The organism is Ruegeria sp. N4, from assembly GCF_056531425.1.
This window is the reverse complement of record NZ_JBQFLT010000002.1, coordinates 30,437-50,783: the sequence shown is the minus strand read 5'-3', so window position 1 is coordinate 50,783 and position 20,347 is coordinate 30,437. Positions and strand designations below refer to the sequence as shown.

Annotated in this window: 17 protein-coding genes; 3 read left to right on the top strand and 14 right to left on the bottom strand. The window is 59.9% G+C overall.

The annotated features are described in order from the left end of the window. Positions 1 to 89: 89 nt before the first annotated feature. The 8 genes from ACR0LW_RS05155 to ACR0LW_RS05120 all read right to left on the bottom strand — a co-directional run bounded on the left by ACR0LW_RS05155 (position 90) and on the right by ACR0LW_RS05120 (position 9,361). Complete coding sequence (locus tag ACR0LW_RS05155; protein ID WP_480881792.1) at positions 90 to 1,310, bottom strand: aminopeptidase P family protein; 1,221 nt, start codon at positions 1,308 to 1,310, stop codon at positions 90 to 92. Positions 1,311 to 1,471: 161 nt separating this feature from the next. Next, on the bottom strand, positions 1,472 to 2,683 hold the full coding sequence (locus ACR0LW_RS05150) for an ABC transporter permease (protein ID WP_170630803.1): 1,212 nt from the start codon (positions 2,681 to 2,683) through the stop codon (positions 1,472 to 1,474). 5 nt (positions 2,684 to 2,688) lie between these two features. After that, on the bottom strand, positions 2,689 to 3,963 hold the full coding sequence (locus tag ACR0LW_RS05145; protein WP_170622431.1) for an ABC transporter permease: 1,275 nt from the start codon (positions 3,961 to 3,963) through the stop codon (positions 2,689 to 2,691). 72 nt (positions 3,964 to 4,035) lie between these two features. Beyond that, the gene (locus tag ACR0LW_RS05140; protein ID WP_170622430.1) at positions 4,036 to 5,127 is read right to left on the bottom strand and encodes an extracellular solute-binding protein; all 1,092 of its coding nucleotides are present in this window, start codon (positions 5,125 to 5,127) and stop codon (positions 4,036 to 4,038) included. A 104-nt stretch (positions 5,128 to 5,231) separates the two neighbouring features. Then, positions 5,232 to 6,320 carry an ABC transporter ATP-binding protein gene (locus ACR0LW_RS05135; RefSeq protein ID WP_480881979.1) on the bottom strand — a complete coding sequence of 363 codons (1,089 nt, stop codon included), beginning with the start codon at positions 6,318 to 6,320 and terminating at the stop codon, positions 5,232 to 5,234. A gap of 148 nt (positions 6,321 to 6,468) precedes the next feature. Beyond that, complete coding sequence (locus tag ACR0LW_RS05130) at positions 6,469 to 7,179, bottom strand: maleate cis-trans isomerase family protein (protein WP_480881791.1); 711 nt, start codon at positions 7,177 to 7,179, stop codon at positions 6,469 to 6,471. Next, positions 7,176 to 8,321: a M24 family metallopeptidase gene (locus ACR0LW_RS05125; RefSeq protein WP_480881790.1), complete on the bottom strand. Its 1,146-nt coding sequence runs from the start codon at positions 8,319 to 8,321 to the stop codon at positions 7,176 to 7,178. The genes ACR0LW_RS05130 and ACR0LW_RS05125 overlap by 4 nt, the downstream gene beginning before the upstream one ends. Continuing rightward, positions 8,318 to 9,361, bottom strand: a complete 1,044-nt coding sequence (locus ACR0LW_RS05120) for a pyridoxal-phosphate dependent enzyme (protein ID WP_480584415.1) — start codon at positions 9,359 to 9,361, stop codon at positions 8,318 to 8,320. Before ACR0LW_RS05120 ends, ACR0LW_RS05125 begins: the two co-directional genes overlap by 4 nt. A 154-nt stretch (positions 9,362 to 9,515) precedes the next feature. Here ACR0LW_RS05120 and ACR0LW_RS05115 point away from each other — a divergent pair, with 154 nt between their 5' ends. Further along, complete coding sequence (locus ACR0LW_RS05115) at positions 9,516 to 10,700, top strand: M24 family metallopeptidase (protein ID WP_480881789.1); 1,185 nt, start codon at positions 9,516 to 9,518, stop codon at positions 10,698 to 10,700. Positions 10,701 to 10,874: 174 nt separating this feature from the next. Here ACR0LW_RS05115 and ACR0LW_RS05110 read toward each other — a convergent pair whose 3' ends face one another. From ACR0LW_RS05110 to ACR0LW_RS05095, 4 genes are all read right to left on the bottom strand, one after another. Then, positions 10,875 to 12,338 carry a cytochrome-c peroxidase gene (locus ACR0LW_RS05110; protein ID WP_480881788.1) on the bottom strand — a complete coding sequence of 488 codons (1,464 nt, stop codon included), beginning with the start codon at positions 12,336 to 12,338 and terminating at the stop codon, positions 10,875 to 10,877. Positions 12,339 to 12,403: 65 nt separating this feature from the next. Then, the gene (locus ACR0LW_RS05105; protein WP_480881787.1) at positions 12,404 to 13,000 is read right to left on the bottom strand and encodes a GNAT family N-acetyltransferase; all 597 of its coding nucleotides are present in this window, start codon (positions 12,998 to 13,000) and stop codon (positions 12,404 to 12,406) included. Between the two features lie 80 nt (positions 13,001 to 13,080). Next, positions 13,081 to 13,716 (bottom strand): hypothetical protein, encoded by a 636-nt coding sequence (locus tag ACR0LW_RS05100; RefSeq protein ID WP_480881786.1) that lies wholly within the window; start codon positions 13,714 to 13,716, stop codon positions 13,081 to 13,083. A 106-nt stretch (positions 13,717 to 13,822) separates the two neighbouring features. Then, positions 13,823 to 14,761 (bottom strand): homocysteine S-methyltransferase family protein, encoded by a 939-nt coding sequence (locus ACR0LW_RS05095; RefSeq protein WP_480881785.1) that lies wholly within the window; start codon positions 14,759 to 14,761, stop codon positions 13,823 to 13,825. 148 nt (positions 14,762 to 14,909) lie between these two features. Between ACR0LW_RS05095 and ACR0LW_RS05090 the strand changes: the two genes are divergently transcribed. Next, positions 14,910 to 16,466 carry a winged helix-turn-helix domain-containing tetratricopeptide repeat protein gene (locus ACR0LW_RS05090; RefSeq protein WP_480881784.1) on the top strand — a complete coding sequence of 519 codons (1,557 nt, stop codon included), beginning with the start codon at positions 14,910 to 14,912 and terminating at the stop codon, positions 16,464 to 16,466. On the opposite strand, the gene ACR0LW_RS05085 is transcribed toward ACR0LW_RS05090, so the two are convergent. Next, the gene (locus ACR0LW_RS05085) at positions 16,441 to 17,445 is read right to left on the bottom strand and encodes an MFS transporter (RefSeq protein WP_480881783.1); all 1,005 of its coding nucleotides are present in this window, start codon (positions 17,443 to 17,445) and stop codon (positions 16,441 to 16,443) included. The two genes, ACR0LW_RS05090 and ACR0LW_RS05085, sit on opposite strands and share 26 nt — an antisense overlap. 295 nt (positions 17,446 to 17,740) lie before the next feature. On the opposite strand from ACR0LW_RS05085, the gene ACR0LW_RS05080 reads away from it, so the two are divergent. Continuing rightward, positions 17,741 to 19,264, top strand: coding sequence for an ABC-F family ATP-binding cassette domain-containing protein (locus ACR0LW_RS05080; protein WP_480881782.1), 1,524 nt, complete (start codon positions 17,741 to 17,743; stop codon positions 19,262 to 19,264). A 32-nt stretch (positions 19,265 to 19,296) separates the two neighbouring features. Here ACR0LW_RS05080 and ACR0LW_RS05075 read toward each other — a convergent pair whose 3' ends face one another. After that, positions 19,297 to 20,340 carry a helix-turn-helix domain-containing protein gene (locus ACR0LW_RS05075; RefSeq protein ID WP_480881781.1) on the bottom strand — a complete coding sequence of 348 codons (1,044 nt, stop codon included), beginning with the start codon at positions 20,338 to 20,340 and terminating at the stop codon, positions 19,297 to 19,299. Positions 20,341 to 20,347 lie beyond the last annotated feature (7 nt).

Below are 20,347 nucleotides of genomic sequence, written 5' to 3'. Positions count from 1 at the left end.
CGAAACGGTTGTATTGCTGACTATTTATAGGGCTTTCAGCGCGCAGCCGCAGGAAAATGGGGTGGGGCACAGGCCCCACCCCGGATCGGTCAGGCACCGATGATGTTGTGGCCCGGCCCATAGGGGAAGCCGGTGATATTCTCGGCCCCGTCTTCGCCCACGACCAGAATATCATGCTCGCGATAGCCACCCGCGCCGGGCTGGCCTTCGGGGATCCACAGCATCGGCTCGATCGAGACGACCATGCCGGGCTCCAGAACGGTGTCGATATCTTCGCGCAGTTCCAGACCGGCCTCACGCCCGTAATAGTGGCTGAGGATCCCGAACGAGTGGCCATAGCCGAACGAGCGATACTGCAGCAGGCCCTCATCCGCGAAGAACCGGTTGATCTCGGCGGTGATGCCCGAGCAGGTCGCGCCGGGTTTGATCAGGCTGAGGCCTAGTTCATGCGCGGCCACGTTGGCCTTCCACAGGCGCAGGCTGTCGGTGTCCGGCTCGCCCAGGAACAGGGTGCGTTCCAGCGCGGTGTAATAGCCCGAGATCATCGGGAAGGTGTTCAGCGACAGGATATCGCCCTTTTGCAGCGCCCGTTTGGTGACCGGGTTGTGGGCACCATCCGTGTTCAGCCCGGACTGGAACCAGACCCATGTGTCGCGAATTTCGGAGTCGGGATATGCCCGCGCGATTTCCTCTTCCATCGCGTCGCGTCCGGCCATGGCGATCTCGATCTCGGTCGCGCCTTCGCGGATGGCCGCGTGGATGGCGGCGCCGCCGACATCAGCGGTGCGCGCGCCGCCTTTGATCAGTTCGATCTCTTCCGCGGATTTCACCATACGGGCGAACATCGTGTCGGGTGCGATATCGATCAGTTCAGGTGTGTCCAGCATCCGCAGCGCGGTGTCGCGTGCGGCCAGGGTCATGTGATCGCCTTCAATCCCGATCCGCTTCGCGCCGCCGATCAGGCTGGCCACGGCGCGCCAGTAATTGTCACGCTTCCAGTCGGTGTAGATCACATTCTCGTCAACCGAGCGTCGCCAGGGCTGGCCCGCATCGATATTGGCCGAAACGGTGGTGCAGGCGTCCTGCGTGACAACGCAGCCATAGGGGCGGCCGAACGAGCAATACAGAAAGCCCGAGTAATAGGCGATGTTCTGCATCGAGGTCAGCAGCACCGCCGGAATATCGCGCTTGGCCATGATGGCGCGCAGGGCGCTCAGGCGGCGGCTGTATTCGGCTTTGCTAAAGGGCAGGGGGGCCTTGTCACCATTGTGGCAAGTGAAGAATTCGGGGCGTTGAGCTATATCGTTCATCCTTGGTCTCTCATCTTTGCCGGGTATGCAAAGCCCGGCCACTTGTCCCGGCGTTCAGGACAGGCGGTCTCGGGTTCCGAGAGCCGTTCGCCCCAGTGCGTCCGCGACGCCATCGCGGCTGGGGTGAACAGGTGAATCGTTAGATCAGCTTTGTCCCTGCGTCAAGCGGGCGAGAGACCCCGCAAACGCTCGGACCGGCGGCGCAGCAGTTCAACCGTGGTCAGCAGAGCAATCGACAACACCACAAGGATCGTGGCGACCGCCAGAATGGTCGGGCTGATCTGCTCGCGCAGGCCGGTGAACATCTGCCAGGGCAGCGTCTTTTGGCTGGCCGAGCCGACGAACAGCACCACCACAACCTCGTCAAACGAGGTGATGAAGGCAAACAGGCCGCCCGAGATCACGCCCGGCAGGATCAGCGGCATCTGGATCTTGAAGAAGGTCCGCACCGGGCCTGCACCCATATTGGCCGCCGCCCGCGTCAGCGACCGGTCAAAGCCCACCAGCGTCGCGGTCACGGTGATGATGACGAAGGGGATGCCCAGAACGGCGTGCGCTAGGATCACTTTTACGTAACCCACGAAGTTCTTGTTCATACCCAGCGTCCCTTCGAGGAAGTTCCCGATGTCGCTGTAGAAAAAGAACATGCCGGTGGCCGAGATGATCAGGGGCACGATCATCGGCGAAATCAGGATCCCCATGATCGCCCGCCGTCCCGGCACGTGGGACTGGCTGAGCCCGATGGCGGCCAGTGTTCCCAGTGAGACCGAGATGACCGTCGCAATCGGCGCGATGATCAGCGAGTTCTTGAAGCTGCGCTGCCATTCATTGTTGGTGAAGAAGTCGCGATAGTGTTTCAGCGAATAACCTTCCGGGTCCAGCCGCAGCATCTCGGGCGTGAAGGTAAAGAAGTCCTGTGCGTTGAACGACAGGGGCAGAACCACAAGGATCGGCGTGATCAGGAACACAAAGATTGCACCGCAGATCACCCGGAACAGATAGTGGTAGAATACCTGTTTCGGGGTCAAATAGGGCAGCAGTTTCTGCCGATAACGCCCCTCGTACAGCCAGTAGGTGAACCAGGCAAAGAACCAGCCGCCCAGCAGGCCCAGAACGCCGCCCATCGGGCCGGCGACCAGAAAGCCAACAATGCCGAAACCCAGGATGTTGACCCAGCGGGCCAGCTTCTCGTTCTTGAGCAGGTTGATGTAAACCCAGGCCAGCCCGGCAATCAGGACAGCGCCGCCCAGAAGGCCCAGAAGGATCGATCCGTTGCCTGCGCCGACAAAGATACCGGCGAAGGCCCCTGCCAGCGCGACGCTGGGCAGGACCATGGACATGGGTTTGCGGGAAATCGGAGTCAGTGCGGCCATTTTGATTATCCCAGCTTCACGTTATCGATGCCGACGATCTTGTCGTAGACCCAGTAGAGTAACAGCACGACGCCCAGAAGGATCGTCCCCAGTGCCGCGGCCAGCCCCCAGTTCAGCGAGGACGAGATGTGATAGGCGATCCGGTTCGAGATAAAGACGCCCTTGGTGCCGCCCACGATCTCGGGCGTGATGTAGTAGCCGATCGACAGAATGAACACGAGGATCGATCCCGCGCCGATACCCGGAATGGATTGCGGGAAGTAGATGCGCCAGAACGTGGTCCAGTTGGTGGCGCCCATCGATTTCGCCGCGCGGGTGTAAGAGGGCGGGATGGTCTGCATCACCGAATACATCGGCAGGATCATGAACGGCAGCAGGATATGCGTCATCGCAATGATCGTACCGATCTGGTTGTTGATGATCACAAGCCGCGCGTCATCCGCCACCAGCCCTAGCCAGACAAGGGTTTCGTTGATCACCCCCTGTTGTTGCAGCATTACTTTCCACGCCGAAGTTCGCACCAGCAATGAGGTCCAGAAGGGCAGCAGGACAAGGATCATCAGCAGGTTCGACACCCGCATCGGCAAGGTCGCCAACAGGTAACTGACCGGATAGGCCAGCAGAATACAGGCCCCCGTAATCACCAAAGACATGAACAGCGTGCGCCCGAACAGCTTGATCAGAATCTGTTTGTCCTCGGGCTGGGCCTGCGCGCCTTCGGGCGTGCGGCGCATGTCGACCGCGTTCAGGAAATAACCGTTGGTAACAGCAGGCGAGTGGGTTTTGATCACGGCCCAGGTCTTTGGGTCCCCCCAGCCATCGTGCACGTCGATCAGTTTTTCCTTGAATGGACCGTCCGTTTCCGGATCCATTTTGTTGATTTGCCGCCCGGATCTGCGGAACATCGAAGACATGCCGGTTTCTTCGTAGTTCAGACGCGAGCCCAGACGGGTGTGCTGTTTGTTGTCGATGGCGACAAGCATATCGCGCACGAATGCATCATAGACGGCCTCATCCGGCAACTCGCCCGACGTGTCGTCCCAATCCTTGAGGGCTTCGACGGTCAGAGGCAGCGTGTCCGCAACAATGCTGTTTTCGACCGAGCGGAACAGCATCGAGGCAATGGGAATGATGAACGAGAACATCACGAACAGCAGCAAAGGGGCAATCAGCAGCAAAGCCCGCATTTTCTGTCGCCGCAAAGAACGGGCCAGCGACTGTTTCAGCGGCGTCCCATCTGCCGCCAGCATTGGCCCTGCATTATCGCTTGCGTCCGTCATCGTTATTCCCTGTTTTGTCTTGGTCTGGGGGCGGCGCACCGCCCCCGACAATCCTATGTCGTCAGGTCCGGCTTATTGTGCCAGCCACGCCTGGAATTTGGCGTCGATGTCGTCGCGGTAGTCCGCCCAGAACTCGTAGTTATACAGGAACGTGTTCTTTGCGTTTTCCGGATCGGTCGGCATGTGCGGTGCCATGTCGATGCCCAGATCGGCATGCTGACCCACCAGCGGAGCCGACGAGGCACGGGCCGGACCGTACGAGATCCACTTGGCCTGATCCGCCAGACGCTGAGTGTCGGTGGCGAACATGATGTAGTCCAGCGCCTGCTTCTGACGCTCTTCGCTCAGACCAGCCGGGATGATCCATCCGTCCAGATCGAACACCTGCGCGTCCCACAGCATGGCGACGGGCTGGTTCTGCTCTTCGATCACGCTGAACAGACGACCGTTATAGGTCGAGCCCATGATGACCTCGCCATCCGCCAGCAGCTGCGGCGTGTCAGCACCGGCAGACCACCAGACAACGCTGTCCTTGATGGTGTCCAGCTTGGCCAGTGCCTGATCCTGACCTTCCGGGGTTGCCAGAACGTCATAGACATCGTCCTTCGCAACGCCATCGCAGATCAGGGCCCATTCCATGTTGTTGATCGGGCGCTTCTCCAGCGAGCGTTTGCCCGGATAGGCTTCCAGATCAAATACGGCGCAGACATCGGTAGGCGGTGTGTCACCAACCAGATCGGTGCGGTAGCCGAATGTGGTCGAATACACGATCTGCGGGATAAAGCAGTCGCTGACCAGCAGGTCGCCAAAGTCTTCGGACGCGGGCGTGCCATCGGGGGCAGGGGCCAGCATGGTGTCAGGGTCGATTTCCATCGCCAGACCTTCGTCGCACAGACGGATCGCATCGGCGGCAACAACATCGACCACATCCCATGTAATGTTGCCCGCTTCGTTCATCGCGCGCAGTTTGGCAACCGCTTCGGCCGAGCTGTCATCGTTCAGAATGGTGACGCCGGTCTTTTCCGAATAGGGCTCGTGATATGCCTTAAGCTGCGACTTGGAATATGCGCCACCCCAGGAAACGATCGTCATTTCCTGCGCGGACACGCCGCCCGCAGCGATTGCAACGGCGGCAGTGGTCAGAAGGGTTTTGGTTGCTTTCATGTGTAACTCCCAGTTCATCCCGTTTATGTATGTGGTCAGCTGATGCACGGGTCTTCATCAGCCGGTCCCTCTCGTATAGCTCCGCTTGTTTTGCGCGGCTTGGTCTATGCGTCGAGCGCACGACAATCCTGTGCCAGCCAGCCGATCTCGATCTCCTGACCGGCCTGCAGGCGAATGGCGTCGGGGGCGTTCCGTGTTTTGACGATAAAATCGTCGTTTCCGGCAACCGACATGCGGAAGCGGAAGACATCGCCCATATAGATGAATTCCTTGACCGTCGCTTTCAGCGTATGCGCGTCGGCGTGCAGGCGGTCCTTGTTGAACTCGACCCGCTCGGGCCGGATCGAGACCTTGGTCCGTTCGCCCGGATTGTGCACGTTGATCGGCACCGCATCGATTTCCGAGCCGTCGTCCAGCTGGATCAGGCAGGTGTCGCCGTCGATTGACTTGACCACGCCTTCCAGCGTGTTGTTCTCGCCAATGAACTGCGCAACGAAGCTGTTTTCCGGCTCTTCATACAATTGATCCGGCGGTGCAAGCTGCTGAATGCGGCCATCGTCGAACACCGCGACACGGTCTGACATGGTCAGCGCTTCGGTCTGGTCGTGGGTTACGTAAACGGTGGTAATTCCCAGCTCATGCGCAAGGCGGGTGATCTCGAACTGCATATGCTCGCGCAGCTGCTTGTCCAACGCACCCAGCGGTTCGTCCATCAGAACCAGTTCGGGTTCGAACACCAGCGCGCGCGCCAGTGCGATCCGCTGTTGCTGACCACCGGACAGTTGCGCCGGACGACGTCCGCCAAAGGCACCCATCTGAACCATGTCCAGCGCACGTTTGACCTTGGCCTCTCGTTCGGACTTGCCCAGCTTGCGCACTTCCAGCGGGAACGAGAGGTTCTCGGCCACGGTCATGTGCGGGAACAGCGCGTAGTTCTGGAACACCATGCCAATTCCGCGCTTGTGCGGTGGAATGTTGTTGATGGGTTTGCCGTCCAGCAAAATCTCGCCATGGGTGGCAGTTTCGAACCCGGCCAACATCATAAGGCATGTGGTCTTGCCAGAGCCCGACGGCCCGAGCATGGTCAGAAATTCGCCTTTTGGCATTGCTAGGTTAAGATCTTTAACGACGAGGTTTTCGCCATCATAAGACTTCTGAACGCGTTGAAACTCGACAAACGCGGCGTCATTCATTGCTTCGGTCACAAGACCCCCTGTTTCGTCAAATGATTATCCGGTTTCTCCGGATTTCATTGATCTGTCCGCATGAATTAAGACCAAGCCGAATACGTTTTGCAACAAGGAATGTCGTTTTTTGTTCCTGGGGTCTCGAATTGACAATTCAATTGACGGAATTCAGGCGCCGCATGTGCCACGCAAGGCTTTGATTGCTTGATAATACAGGCTTTCCAAGCCGCGCCCGTATTTCCGGCAGTGCTGACAAAGTTTTGAGGTTGGTACAGCTTAAGAAAACAGCATCCACCTGTGGATCAGACCCCAATTCAACGGCTGCCGAGACAACCGAATCATTGGAAATCCGCACAACCTTTGCCTCTTCTGATTCGCCGAATGTGCCAAAAACATCGGTCGAGATTCCGTTTTCAGCAAATGCGCGCCGCAGAGGGATGTTCACCTCCTCAATATAAGGCGACAGAAGCGCGAATTTCGAAACACCGTGATTCGCGGCGCAGGCCACGGCGGCCCGCAACGGGTTTGTCACTTCGGCCGTGTTGCAGGTCTTCTTGACCATTTGGGCAACACGATCTGATCCAATCACCGAACTGGCCGAGGTGCAGCCATAACCGACAACTTTGTATGGCCGCGCCTTGGGCAATAAATCGGCAGCGGCGGGCAGGGCGTTTTCCATCTCGGCCAGCGTGCCGGTCGTCACTTGGATTCCGCTGGGAATGCGGGTGACGTAGATCGGATATTTCCGGTCCGAGAAATAGTCGCTGAACTCGGGCTCAAGCGTTTCGTCGGTTTGCAGCACGATCAGGCCCATCGGCGTGGCAGCCGGATCGTCAGCGTCCAGAGTATAGGGGATAGGTGTCATAGCTGGGTCACCTCCGGCCCTTTGCGGGGGCTGATGAAACGCGGTGCATCTTCGGTGATCACGATGTTTTCCTCGTGCACCAGTATCTTGTCCGCCACGGCGATGCCGGGTTCCAGCGTCAGAACCATTCCGGGTTCCAGCACCGTATGATCCGTCGGGATGAGCGAGGGCCATTCGGTCAGCGACATGCCCAGCCCGTGGCCAAGCCGCCCGGCGTCGGTTCCTTCGCTATCTGCGGTCAGAATGGTGTTCATGGCATAGAACAGATCCGATGCCGTGGCACCGGGTCGGGCGATCTGAAACGCCGCGTCCGAGGCTTCGATCAGCCGCGCATGGGCCGCGCGGACAGCGGGCGTTGCCGGTCCGACTGACCAGTTGCGGTCGAAATCCGAGAAATACCCGTCCCAGACCAGTCCGGTGTCCAGCATCAGCACATCGCCCTTGGCCAGCGGGGTGGGACTGGCTGGCGAGATCACATCGCTATATCCGCCTTGCTCTGCGCCCCCGGCAAGGTAGGGAACCCAATCCGCGCCTTCCTCCAGACAGAGCATCTGGAACTTGCGAAACACCTCATCCAGCGCCACGCCTTCCCGCGCGATTTCCGGGACTCGGGCAAAGGCGCGCCCGGCGATCCCGCAAGCGGTTTCGAGCTTGGTGATTTCCGCGGCAGATTTGACCATGCGCAACTGGCGCAGGATGCCATGATCGCCGGACAGGCTGCGCGGAGTGATGGCCTGACGCACCCGCTCCAGATCGGCCAGCGGCATTCGGGCGTGGGTCTCATGCCCATCCGGCAGCCCTATGACACCGTCCGAAGGGGCCAGTTCGGCCAGCGCGTCAACCAGAAGCGAGACGCCATCATCCTGTAAATCCGGTGAGGACCACGTTCGGATATCGTCGATCCAGCTCTGTGCCATCAGGGCCGCGCCGATCGAAGGGATCACCGCAACCGGTTTGCCGCTGGCAGGCACAATCAGAAACCAGGGCCGGGTCGGGCTTTCCCAGAACCGGGTCAGGAAGCCGGTGAAATACCGGACATCTGTTTCCGTGGTCAAAAGCAGCGCCGACAGGCCCGCCTGATCCATCAGTCGTTGAGCACGCTCGGTTCGGGCCTGAAATTCGGTCGGGTCAAACCCCCTCATTCCGCGACCTCGGACAGGATGCAGAGAACGCGCGCGTTTTCGTCGATGCCCGTTGCGGCCCGAGCCTCGGCGCTCATCACGGCAGCAACCCCGGCCCCGCCCGAGGCCGTTGTTGCCAGCCCCGCATCCGCCATCGCATCCAGATGTCTCGTCACTTCGTCATCGCTGAGGGTCAGGAACTGATCCGCATCGCGGGCCAGCCCGTTCAGCGCAATCAGCGAGGGTTCCTTGCAGTCCAGCCGCCCCATGACGCTGTCCGGGCCATCGGCGAAAACGCATTCGCCTGCTGAAATGCTGGCCTGAAGGGCGGGCGCATCTTCGGGCTCGACCACGATGATCTTCGGCGCGTTTCCCCACACGGTACGCGCATACGCCGCGACCGCCCCGGCCAGCCCGCCGACGCCAGCTTGCAGCAGGATATGAGTCGGGGGCTCGGGGCATTGCTCCACTGCTTCGGCGGCCATCTGCAAATAGCCCTCCATCAACGTGTGAGGCAGGTCAAAATACCCCTCCCACGAACTGTCGGACAGCAGGATCCAGCCGTTGTCGCGGGCAGCCGTGCTTGCGCCGTCCATGCTGGCGGCATAGTCCGTGCCTTCACGCACAACCTGCGCATTCTGCGCGCGCAGGCGGTCGGCAAAGGTTTCGGGCACCTTGTCGGCAATGTAAACGACAGCCTTCGCGCCGAACATTCTGGCTCCGGCTGCGACACTCATCCCGTGATTGCCTGCACTGGCGGTCACGTAAGTACGCCCCTGCAATGTTGTCGCGTCCGGCTTGCCTTTTTCTTCGGCAGCATGCCGGGCGATCACATAAGCCGCACCAAGCGCCTTGAACGATCCCAGGTTCATCCGCCCGCGTTCATCCTTGACCCACAGACGCGCGACCGGCGCCAGACCTGAAACCTCGACCAATGGCGTTTCCCTGGCTGCCGGGCACTGCGCTAGCAGGTCGGCCACGCGCGCCGCATCTGTCGATGGATAAGGGGCGGATGGTGCCAGTTTCTGACCCCGCCGATGCGGGTTGTTGACAGTGTGCATGGGACCTCCGACGTTTCGTTTCGTTTCGTTTCGTTTCGTTTCGTTTCGTTTCGTTTCGTTTCGTTGCGTTGCGTTGCGTTGCGTTGCGTTGCGTTGACCTGAGCCATTTGGTGCGGTTGTGTCAACGCAAACTGTTTCATAACCCGAGGTGGCGATGACTCATTCCGACCCTGCGTTCACTCAAGACGAATATAACCGCCGCCTGGCCAAGACCCGCACCGCGATGGCGGCGAAAGGTCTGGATTGTCTGTTCGTTCAGGACCCGTCCAACATGGCCTGGCTGACAGGGTATGAGGGGTGGTCCTTCTATGTGCATCAGGGGGTGCTGGTCTTCCTCGATGCAGATCCGGTCTGGTGGGGGCGGCAGCAAGACAGCAACGGCGCACTGCGGACGGTGTGGATGGGGGATGATCGCATTCTGGGATATGCCGATCACTTTGTGCAATCCACAACCCGTCATCCGATGCAGGATCTGGCGCAGGTCATCGACCGGTTCGGTCATGGCAAAAGCCGTATCGGTGTCGAGATGGACAATTACTACTACTCGGCCAAGGCCCATCAGACGTTAGAGGCCGAACTGCCCAACGCGCGTTTTGTGGATTCCACCGCCATGGTCAACTGGCAGCGGGCGGTTAAATCCGGCGAAGAAATCGCCCTGATGCGCAAGGCGGCGCGGATTTCCGAGCATATTGTCGATGGTGTGCTGGACAGGGTCGAACCGGGCCTGCGCAAGAACGAACTGGTCGCGCAGATCTATCACGACGCGATCACCGGAGTTGGTGAGGATTGGGGCGATTACGCTGCGATTGTGCCGCTGTTGCCGTCCGGATCGGATGCAGCTGCGCCGCATCTGACCTGGAACGGTGACGTGTTCAAATCTGGTGAATGCACGTTCTTTGAACTGTCAGGGTGTTACCGGCGCTACCACGCCCCATTCTGCCGCTCGGTCTTTCTGGGCGAGCCGCCGGAGCAGATGAAACGGGCCGAAGCGGCGCTGGTCGAAGGGTTGGAGGCCGGGCTGGACGCGGCGCGCGCCGGCAACCGGGCGCGGGATATTGCAGCCGCTCTGGCAGCCCCTCTGGAACGCGCCGGGATCGAACGCGGCGCGCGGTGCGGCTATCCGATTGGCCTGAGTTACCCGCCGGATTGGGGCGAGCGGACAATTTCTCTGAGGGATGAAGACGAGACCATCCTGGAACCCGGAATGACCTTCCACTTCATGCCGGGTCTGTGGATGCAGGATTGGGGTCTGGAGATCACCGAATCCATTCTGATCCGCGAGTCCGGCCCGGCAGAATGTTTTTGCAACCGCCCCCGGAAACTGTTCGTAAAGCCCTGACGTCTTTGCTCGCATCTTGCTGAGCCTCAGCATGAGACAGAAAGGACACCAGCTGACACCTCGGGACGAGCCAAAATCACCAGCCTTGCGGTATCCGAAATCGGCAAGGTGCTGTTTCAGAATGGCATCTCGGCCCGTCTCGATCCGACCGGGTGCGGCAACCCCAATTCCAACCTAGTTTGGCTGCGGATCAAGCCCCGAGGGTACTTCATCGGGAACCCAGTGGCGCAGGGTGTTCGTAGCCGGATCCGTCAACGCGTTCAGAAAGGCCACCAGATGCGCAACGTCGCGATCTGTTAGATCGGGGCGCGGCTCGAGCTGGTTCGCGGCGGCGATGCGCGCTTTCAGGTTGGGGGTTTCAAGAACCCAGCCATCGCGGGTATCGAAAGCGCCCCGGCGGTCGGGTTCGACTGCGGTGAAACTCAAGGCCGACCCACGCGCCGAAAGCCGTTGGACATGCTTCAGTTCAGGCAAGACATCGGGTTTTAGGCCATAGCGGTTCAGGCTGCCGACCGGGTCAAGGTGGTGACGGATGACGTCTTCAAGCGTGTCATACGCGCCGCTATGCCCCCACGGACCTGTAATCGCGACGTTTCGCAAAGACGGGGTGCGAAACGCAAACAGATCTTCGCTGCGTTTGCTGACCCGGTATCGGCCTTCATCCTCGGTTCGGGCAAAGAACCCGGTCTCGCGCCAGTATTCCAGATCCGCCCCGTGGCCCTTGCCGGGCCCAATCTGCGGCATGGCGATGGCGTGAAAACCATGATCGGTCAAAAGCGGCCCGCTATGGCAGCCGGAACAGCCCGCCTTGCCGAAAAACAGCTGCAGACCTGCCTGCGCATCGCGGGACAGATGCGACATATCCCCTGTCCGCAATACCAGATCAAACGGGCTGTTGTCGGATCGAAAAACTACGGTCTGAAAGGCTGCAAGTGCTTCGGCAATATGCGCGTAGGTAATGTCTGACGGCTGCCTGATCTCGTGAAAGGCGGCATCAAAAAGGGCCACATATGCGGGAATTTCGGAAACCGTCTTGGCAAGCAGCGCCCAGACTGTCGCTCTGTCCTCGGTTGCTGCGGCATCGGCGACTGGGTTCTCGCCATACTGACCGGCCATTTCCAGCGGAGATGTCACCGGGAAAAACGCCTGAGCCGCCAGAATGCTGCTCAGATCAGGCGGAAGGGCTGATCCGGCCGGGTTTCGAATGGTTGCGCCCATCGCCTCGACCCGCCCATCGTGAAACATGCTTGTGTAGGCCCGTGCCCCGATGTTCCAAAGCGCCTGAGCGTTGCGCGGAATGCGCCCGTTGACGGCATCATGCGTGACGCGATGCGCCCCGGCCCCGGTACCGCCTTCGCCAATGCCCAAGGCCAAACCATCCCCCGAACCCAGGCTGGGGTCATGGCAGGTGCCACAGGATATGTTCTGGTTTCCGGACAGGATCGGGTCGAAAAACAGGTTGCGGCCCAACTCGACCAACGTGTCCGAGGGTGCACCGTCATACAGGAAATCCGTGTCCTCCAGCGGATCGGGCAAGGGCAACCAATGCTCGGCCCAGGAAACCTGCGGCAGGGCGAAGGTCGAAAGCATGACGCCCAAAAAGGGCGTCACAATCAAAGATCTCAAACTGGTGCGCATTGTTTTCAACTCCTGAAATGGCTGGGGCAAGCACTGGGCGGGTGCAGACCCGGTCAAACGGCGGGTCAGGGCAGGTTGCGGATCAGCAAAACGACGTCGCCGGTGTAGTAGGGCTGGCAAGGGTGGTTCCGCACAGGCGCCTGCGCGACCGGTTCAAAGCCAAGCCTGCGATACAGCCGCAGCGCGCCGGTATTTTGGCCATAGACCTGAATGCTCAGCTTTTGGTACCCGGCCCGGAGCGCGGTGTTCTCGACCTCGGCCAGCAGCGCGCTTCCGATGCCCCGGTTTCGGGCCGAGGCGTAGACGGCCAGCGCGTTGATAAACCAGGTTCCGGTCGACAGCGCCTCAAGCTCGACGAAGGGTTTGATCGGATCCGGAAGGTCCGCGATGTTTCCTTCGGGCACCGTTTCAATCGGATAGGTCAGCGCCATGCCCAACACGTGGTTCTGGTCCTGGGCAAGAATGGCGTTGGTATAGGAAAAGCCGCCGCTGGTGCGTTGCGCCCGCGCCATGCCGACGTCCAGCACGGTTTGTCCGGGGGCCACTGACTTTGCCCACAGCCATGAGGGGATACCCTCGCCTGCAATGTCGATCAGCTTGGCAAGGTCCCTTGCGTCGTTTCTGGACGCAGGTCGAATTTCAGGGAGTGTTGTGTCTTTCATAACGTCCACGCGTGAGTTGGATGATTTTGCGCAAGGCACCATGCCCGGTCGGATACCGGGCATGGCACTGGTAAGGGCGATCAGGAATTGGCGTCGGCTGTGAACTCGATCGGGCCAACGGGCACGCCCGAGTCCCATTCCAGAAAGTCACCGTCCTCGGCTTTGTAAGACGCGTGATCCTTCTCGGCGGTTTCAAACTTGAAAGTCGCGTTGATGGCCATGAATTCGTTGAAGCCCAGGGTGGTTTGAACCAGCCCGCCCTCAATCCCGACAAATTCGCCTGTCGATCCGGTGACCGGGCGCAGGTTTTCCTTGCCGATATCAGCGATTTCGGGGCCTTGCGTGATCACGGTGTCCCCGTCGTTGAATTCAAAAACCTGTCGGCTGATGACCCAGACACCCGAGGTCGCGTTGCCGCCTTCGCCGACAAAGTACCCATCACAGGTCCAGGTCCCCAGAACCAGTCCGGGAAAGGCCGGGCTGCCATCCTGATTGACGCCTTTGGTCTGATCGCTGAGCGTGCCGGCGGGGTAGATGTAACCCTGGCTTACGAATGCGTTGCCATGGGCTGGCATCCCGTTTTCGTGCACAGGGTCCGCCGCCATGAAGATCCGCGTGTGATCTTCGGCCACATCGAACGCCATCAGCGGCTCTTGCGCATAGGCCATTCCGGTGGACGCCAGAATGGCGAGCATTGAGAGAATTGATTTGGACATTGAATTTTCCTTTCAGTTTCAGATTTCAATGGGTCATCACCCGCCCGCGGACCTGTCCGCAGGCGACGATCTGGTCAGGGCCAAAAGCCCGAAGGGTTGGGCGATCTCAGGCGGGTTCCGTTGCCTTGCAGATCGCAGAGACATGGCGGTGGTCCGTGCCGCAGCACCCGCCCATGACGGTCAGGTTCGGCAGCATCGCCGACAGTCCTGCATAAAGCGCCCCAAGCTCGGCCGGGTTGCCGTCATCCAGCGTCTCGGCAGCATCCAGTTCGGCGTGGCTTTGCCGTGACGCGTTGGCACGCAACCCCATGATCCGTCGGGTCCAGTCGCCGTTCAAAACATGGGCGAAATGGTCCGGGTGGGCGCAATTGATCATGTAGTAGGCAGGGTAGGCGTCGGTATCGGCATCAACCGCCTCAGTCGCCTGCTGCAAGGTCTCGCCCGAGGGCAACAGCCCGTCGGTTTCAAGCGTGAAGGCGATGGCCACCGGAATGCCCCGTGCCTTGGCGGCCCGTGCGATACCCAAAGCCTCGGCCGAGTAGGTCATCGTGATGGCCGACACCATGTCAGCCCCGAACTCTTCGAACCAACCGACCTGCGCGTCATGGTAGGCTTGGGCCTGATCCGGTGTCAGAATGCGCGTTGGTGCATACCCATCATCCTGCGGCCCAAGGACGCCGTTGATGACAAAGGGGGATTGACCTTCAATTTCCATCCGGTCGCGTAGCTTGCTGAGGTTGCAGATGGCTTCCCGGTGTACCGCGCGCAAAGTGTCATGGCTGATGCCCAGTTCGGCGGCCCAACGGGCACTGGCGCGCCAGGTCGGAGTGTCCATGACAAATCCGCGTTTTTCCGCGACGGCCATCTCGGCGAACTGCATCATGTAGGCGTCCAGGGCGGCCACGCCCTCTTCGGTCTCCAGCGCCTTGAAAGAGGCAAACAGCGGCAGGTCGATCCCCTTCTGGAAAATCAGAAAGGTCTCTAACCCACCATCGGTGATCATCGAATGTCCGGACAATTGCGGCAGAGCGTTTCGGTATTTCATCTTTCCTCCCTCCTGAGAATGGGGTGTCTTCGTTCAGTGATGAGGATGTGCTACCCCGGCGGCGCGATGCGGGCTTGAGGCAAACCTGAGAAAACCCTGAGAATGTCTGAGGCTTTGCGTGGATTTGCAGTGCAGCTAGTGTGAGGTCATGAAAGTCCGGATTTCAGATGCCGAGATCGATTTTGATCAGGTGACGGCCACCCATGGCGGTCAGACCCTTAGGCTGACCCGGCAGTCGCTTGGGATATTGCGCGCGCTTTTTGAGGCTGGCGGAGCTGTCGTCAGCAAGGATGACCTGATTCTCAGGGTCTGGGGGGATCGCATTGTCACGGACGCCACCCTTTCGACCGCCATAAAAGAAGCGCGGCGTGCTGTCGGGGACAGCGGCACGGCGCAGCGGGTCATCAAGACGGTTCATGGTGTGGGCTTCCGAATGGCCCTTGATCCCGCCCCGGTGGCTGAGGGGGGCAGACCTGAACCGGCTGTCCCTTGTCTGGTTGTCTTGGCCTTCAAGAACACCAGCCGGGATGCAGAGGCCCAGTTCATCTGCGACGGGATCACGGATGAGATCATTGCAAGCCTGTCCCGGTTCCGGGACTTCAAGGTATTGTCCCGCACCACCGCAGACGCCATTCAGGCTGCGCAACTGGATCATGACGAGATCCGCCGCCGCTATGGGGCAGAGTTTGTCATCGAAGGCAGCGTTCGTCAGACCGAAGCCAGATTGCGGGTCAGCGTGCAACTGGTATCGACAGAAACCGGCGCGATTGTGGTCACCGATCAGTTCGATAGCGAGGCCACGGTTGCGTCGCTGTTTGATGTGCAGGACAAGATCGCCCTGACCTGCGCAGGCCGACTTGCTGGCCCGCATGGGCCGGTGGCCGACAGGATCGCCGCAGAAATCCGAACCGAAACGTCCCATTCCAGTTGGACGATGTTTCGTCTGGTGTCAGAGTTTCGCCGGTTTTACCGCACCTACGACATAGAATTGCACGCCCGTTTGCGCGAGGAACTGCCGCAGGCATTGGATCGCCACCCGGATGCCTCGGACGGATGGGCGGCCTATTCTGTCATCTTGCTGGAAGAGTTTCGGTATCACGTCAACGAAAGGCCCGGTATAGATGCCCTGACCTTGGCGACGGAGGCGGCAGAAAAGGCGACTGTCTCAGACCCGCGCAATGCGTTTGCCTGGGTTGCACTGGCTATGTGCCGGTTGTTCGCAATGGATGTCGCCGCTTTTGATCAGGCGGCGCAAAAGGCGCTAGCCTTGAATCCGGGGCATTCGGATGTGCTGTCGGAAATCGGCCATTGCTGCGCATTTCTGGGTCGGGAAGATGAGGCCTTGCAGCTGTTGGACCGGGCCATGGACATCAGCCCGGAACATCCCGGTTGGTACCATTTCGCCAAGGTCTGGAGATACGCCAGACTGGGACTGAACGAGGCGGCGTTGGTCGAGCTTCAGAAAGTCCCGATGCCGGGGTTTTATTGGTACCATGCGCATCTTGTCTGGCTGTATGTCGCCCTCGACGATCTGGACGCGGCGCGGCAAGAGGTTTTGGCCCTGAAACAGGCTTTCCCGGATTTCGAGACCCGCGTCTTTCAGGAACTGGCGATGTGGGAGGCGAACTCGGACCTTGTCGAGCAGGCCTTGTCAAGCTGGCGCAGGGCAGGGTTGACCATTACCGGCGCGGCAGAAGGCCAATAACGCCGGACAGCAGGATCGCGGCCGCAAGCGATGCGTATCCCGCAACATGAACCAGCACGGCCCCGGCCACCCCTCCGATAGCGAATCCAAGCAGGTATCCGGCCATCGCCCCCGGTGCCCGGTCCCCGGCGGTTCCCAAATAGAGGGGAAAGAACAGAAACAGGGCGAACCCGTTCAAGAGTATTGTCAGGCCGAACAGGAACAGGGTTGGCGCCACGTAGCTCAGCGCCCCGATCAGCGCTGCGGCAAACATCGACAGGGATTGGGCCCTGCCGCGCCAGTTTGCTGGCACCTGCGAGGCAAGGATTGACCCCAACGCCCCTGTTACAAGACTGGCAAACAGCCAGAAGGGCAGGTTCTGCGCGTTCTCGAACCGGCCTCCAAAAAGCTCCAGATAGGTCCAATACGCACCCATCAGCACGAAAAAGGGAAGGTAACGGGCTGGCACATCCGCGATGATGTTGCGCCAGTTGACGTGCTGCCCGGTGGGTGATGTCTGCAGCGGGGCTGCGAGCAGGCCGAGAGAGATCACAGCCAGAACCCAGAAGGACGAAATACCCAAAACTGGCAATACCAGATAGACGATCAGTGAGACCACCAACCCGACCGTCATCGCCGTGCTGATAACGCGAAGCCCTGTGCCAAGACTGCCCAAACCGCGTGTCGCCAACCCGGCCAAAGACCCGATCGCCAGCCCGAGAATACAGCAGGCGACCGCCGTGAAGACAGCGTTCAACGGCGGGCTGAGGGCCAGATAGACAAGGCACACCGGCACGCCGATCTTTGCCAGACCGGCACGGCTTGCGTGTCTGGCAGTGGCGCAGGCCACTGCGGCGGACAACAGGACCAGACTGCCGATACCCCCGGCCTGGGCGTCAGACAGACGGGCATTTGACGCCAGATCGCCAATCCAGACCGGCATGGTGTTGATCAGGACCAGACCAAATCCGATTGTCAGGACGATTGAACGCGAATCCACTGCCTGCTCCTGTCGCAATCACGCCGTAGACACCCGAACATCACCCCTGTTTCAGCAAGAATGCAAGATCAAGACCTGCGCTGCGACTTGCCTGACCACCACAGCCCGGCTAATCTTTCCCTGTCTGAACGGTCACAAGAGGAGGGCAATTGCTGAGCATGCGCATCACACGCCGACTTCAGCATGGTCCCCGTTTTGCCCTGCAAATCCGTTTGCAGGGCTGACCAAATCCTTATCCGATTGACGGTCTGCCCAAAGCCGCGTGGCGGCGCATTTCTTGTGACACGAGACCGTTATGACTCTTCTCAATACAAAGTCGCTTGGCGTAACGCTGGGGACTCCTCTTTTTCAGAACCTTGATCTGACCATCTCAAAAGGTGACCGCATTGGCCTGATCGCAGCCAATGGCCGTGGTAAATCCACGCTTCTGAAATGCCTTGCTGGTTTGATCGAACAAACATCCGGCGAAATCACGCGCAGCAGGGGGCTGCGCGTCGGATATGTTCCGCAAGATGTCCCTGATGCTGCGCTGTCGGTTACGTTGTATGACTGGGTACTTCGCAACCTGCCGCCCGAGGTGGCAGAATATGAAAGCTGGAAAGTCGACGTGGCCCTTGCGGATTTGCAGGTGCCGTTCGAGGTTCAGCAGGTCCCTTTGACCGAACTTAGCGGAGGCTGGCAGCGAACGGCGCTGCTTGCCGCGGTTTGGGTCAATCAGCCGGATCTTCTGTTACTGGACGAACCCACCAACCATCTGGACCTGCGCCGGATCGCCCTGTTGCAGGATTGGCTTGCAGCCCTGCCGCACAGTGTCGCCATTTTGATGACCTCGCATGACCGGGCCTTTCTGGACGAAACAACGAACAGGACGCTGTTCATCCGACCGGACAATTCGCGCGTGTTCAACCTGCCGTTTTCTGCAGCGCGGGAGGCATTGGACGAGGCGGACGCGGCCGATGCGCGGCAGTATTCCAATGACATGAACAAGGTGCGGCAATTGCGGCGCCAGGCGGCAAAACTCAAGAATGTCGGGATCAACTCGGGCTCGGACCTGTTGCTGACCAAGACAAAGCGCCTGACCGAACGTGCCGAACGGCTTGAGGAGATGGCAAGGCCAGCACATCAGGAAAAGGATGCGGGGCAAATCAGGTTGGCAAATAGCGGCACCCATGCAAGGGCACTGCTGTCACTGGATGATATGACCATCACCAAACCCGATGGCGCACCCTTGTACCGAACCGGTCAAAAATGGATCACCAAGGGCGACCGCGTGGTTTTGCTGGGCACAAACGGGGCCGGGAAAACCCGGCTGATCCAGGCGGTCCGGCGTGCGTTGACTGGTGAAGAGGGGCAGATCCGATGCGCATCCTCGATCATTCCGGCTTATTCAGGTCAGAGTTTTGAGCAATTGAACGATGCAACAACGCCGATGATCGCTGTCACGCACCGGTCCGACATTGGCGACCGGCGCGCGCGTCAGGTTCTGGCCGGGGCAGGGATCGAGATTGCGCGGCAGGACCGCCCGATCGATCAGCTTTCAGGTGGGCAAAAAGCGCGTCTGGCCATGCTGGTCCTGCGGCTAGATAATCCCAATTTCTATCTGCTGGACGAGCCCACGAACCACCTGGACATCGCCGGGCAAGAACTGTTGGAGGCAGAGTTGATCGCCCAGGATACCACCTGTCTACTGGTCAGCCATGACAGGCAGTTCATCCGCACTGTCGGAACCCGGTTCTGGTGGATCAAGGGCCGAAAGCTGAAGGAAGTCGATAGCGCCGAAGCGTTTCTGGACGCCGAGATGTCGGGCGACACGGGCTAGGAGATTGACGTGCAAAGGAAGCTCTGCCGCCGTTAAGCCGGGGTCGGGGTGGTGCCCTGGCCGTGTTGTTTTCTGAACTCGGTCGGTGTCATGCCTGTGCTGGCCCGAAACGCCCGGTTGAACGGGCCGATAGACGAAAACCCGACATCATACGCGATGCTTAGCACGGTGCTGTCCTCCATGTCCGGCGCGATCAGCAGTTTCCGAGCCTCGTCAATGCGAAAGGTGTTGACGTAGCTGGGAAAGTTCCGGTGGCCCATGCCCTGATTGATGGCCGCCCGGATACGGTGTTCGGGTGTATCAAGATGGGCGGCCATTCTCGTCACGGTCAGACCTTCCTCGCGCCACAGCCCGTCTGACATTGTCTTTTCGATCCGCCTGATCAGTGCGGCCTGCGCGGGGCTGAGCGTCACGTCCTCTGGTTGCCCGGCAGGTTGGACGATCCAGATATCCGATCGCAATCGCACGGACCACAGCAGGAATGCGCCTGCCGACAGAAAGATGAGCGTCGCTTGGGACATGTAGACCCAATGCGGCAGGGCACGGTCCAATTGCGTGATCTCAAGCGCTGTAATGATGATGCCGAGGCACAGAACCCAGGCCAGAAACCAGCGCCGGAACTGGCGGCGGGTGGCCACCAGATCATCCGCGTCGCCCTTTATGACAACGCCAAGGATATGCGCAAAAAGAACCAAAGCGCAGGCACCCCGTATGAAACCTGTAGAATGGCCCAAATGTGCCAGCCAGGCCGAGACCACAAGGATTGCGGCAATGACAATCTGCCATGGCCTGATCCCAACGCTGTCCTGAAACAGTTCAATGGCGGCCCAGTACACCAAAACGGGAATGGTTGAGGCCACCATAATAAGCGCGGACTGCGCGGCTGGGGCCAGCTCGATATTTGGGGACGACAGGACAAGGTAAGGGCCAAGGCTTAGGCATAGCAGAGCAACTGACACGCTTTTGCGCGTCCGCGCGCCGTTGGTCAGAAACACCAGGGCGCAAAGCGCAAGCGCACCGAAGGCGCTTCCCCGAAGGAAAAGATCAAAGATCGCTGTGTCCGGCATCGTGGCCATAAGCAAA

Bases quoted from the DNA above. Each gene is read 5' to 3' on its own strand.
- ACR0LW_RS05090 (WP_480881784.1), top strand. From the start codon at position 14,910: ATGAAAGTCCGGATTTCAGATGCCGAGATCGATTTTGATCAGGTGACG.
- ACR0LW_RS05110 (WP_480881788.1), bottom strand. From the start codon at position 12,338: ATGCGCACCAGTTTGAGATCTTTGATTGTGACGCCCTTTTTGGGCGTC.
- ACR0LW_RS05115 (WP_480881789.1), top strand. From the start codon at position 9,516: ATGACTCATTCCGACCCTGCGTTCACTCAAGACGAATATAACCGCCGC.
- ACR0LW_RS05145 (WP_170622431.1), bottom strand. From the start codon at position 3,963: ATGACGGACGCAAGCGATAATGCAGGGCCAATGCTGGCGGCAGATGGG.
- ACR0LW_RS05095 (WP_480881785.1), bottom strand. From the start codon at position 14,761: ATGAAATACCGAAACGCTCTGCCGCAATTGTCCGGACATTCGATGATC.
- ACR0LW_RS05155 (WP_480881792.1), bottom strand. From the start codon at position 1,310: ATGAACGATATAGCTCAACGCCCCGAATTCTTCACTTGCCACAATGGT.
- ACR0LW_RS05105 (WP_480881787.1), bottom strand. From the start codon at position 13,000: ATGAAAGACACAACACTCCCTGAAATTCGACCTGCGTCCAGAAACGAC.
- ACR0LW_RS05130 (WP_480881791.1), bottom strand. From the start codon at position 7,179: ATGACACCTATCCCCTATACTCTGGACGCTGACGATCCGGCTGCCACG.
- ACR0LW_RS05080 (WP_480881782.1), top strand. From the start codon at position 17,741: ATGACTCTTCTCAATACAAAGTCGCTTGGCGTAACGCTGGGGACTCCT.
- ACR0LW_RS05100 (WP_480881786.1), bottom strand. From the start codon at position 13,716: ATGTCCAAATCAATTCTCTCAATGCTCGCCATTCTGGCGTCCACCGGA.
- ACR0LW_RS05125 (WP_480881790.1), bottom strand. From the start codon at position 8,321: ATGAGGGGGTTTGACCCGACCGAATTTCAGGCCCGAACCGAGCGTGCT.
- ACR0LW_RS05120 (WP_480584415.1), bottom strand. From the start codon at position 9,361: ATGCACACTGTCAACAACCCGCATCGGCGGGGTCAGAAACTGGCACCA.
- ACR0LW_RS05150 (WP_170630803.1), bottom strand. From the start codon at position 2,683: ATGGCCGCACTGACTCCGATTTCCCGCAAACCCATGTCCATGGTCCTG.
- ACR0LW_RS05135 (WP_480881979.1), bottom strand. From the start codon at position 6,320: ATGAATGACGCCGCGTTTGTCGAGTTTCAACGCGTTCAGAAGTCTTAT.
- ACR0LW_RS05075 (WP_480881781.1), bottom strand. From the start codon at position 20,340: ATGGCCACGATGCCGGACACAGCGATCTTTGATCTTTTCCTTCGGGGA.
- ACR0LW_RS05140 (WP_170622430.1), bottom strand. From the start codon at position 5,127: ATGAAAGCAACCAAAACCCTTCTGACCACTGCCGCCGTTGCAATCGCT.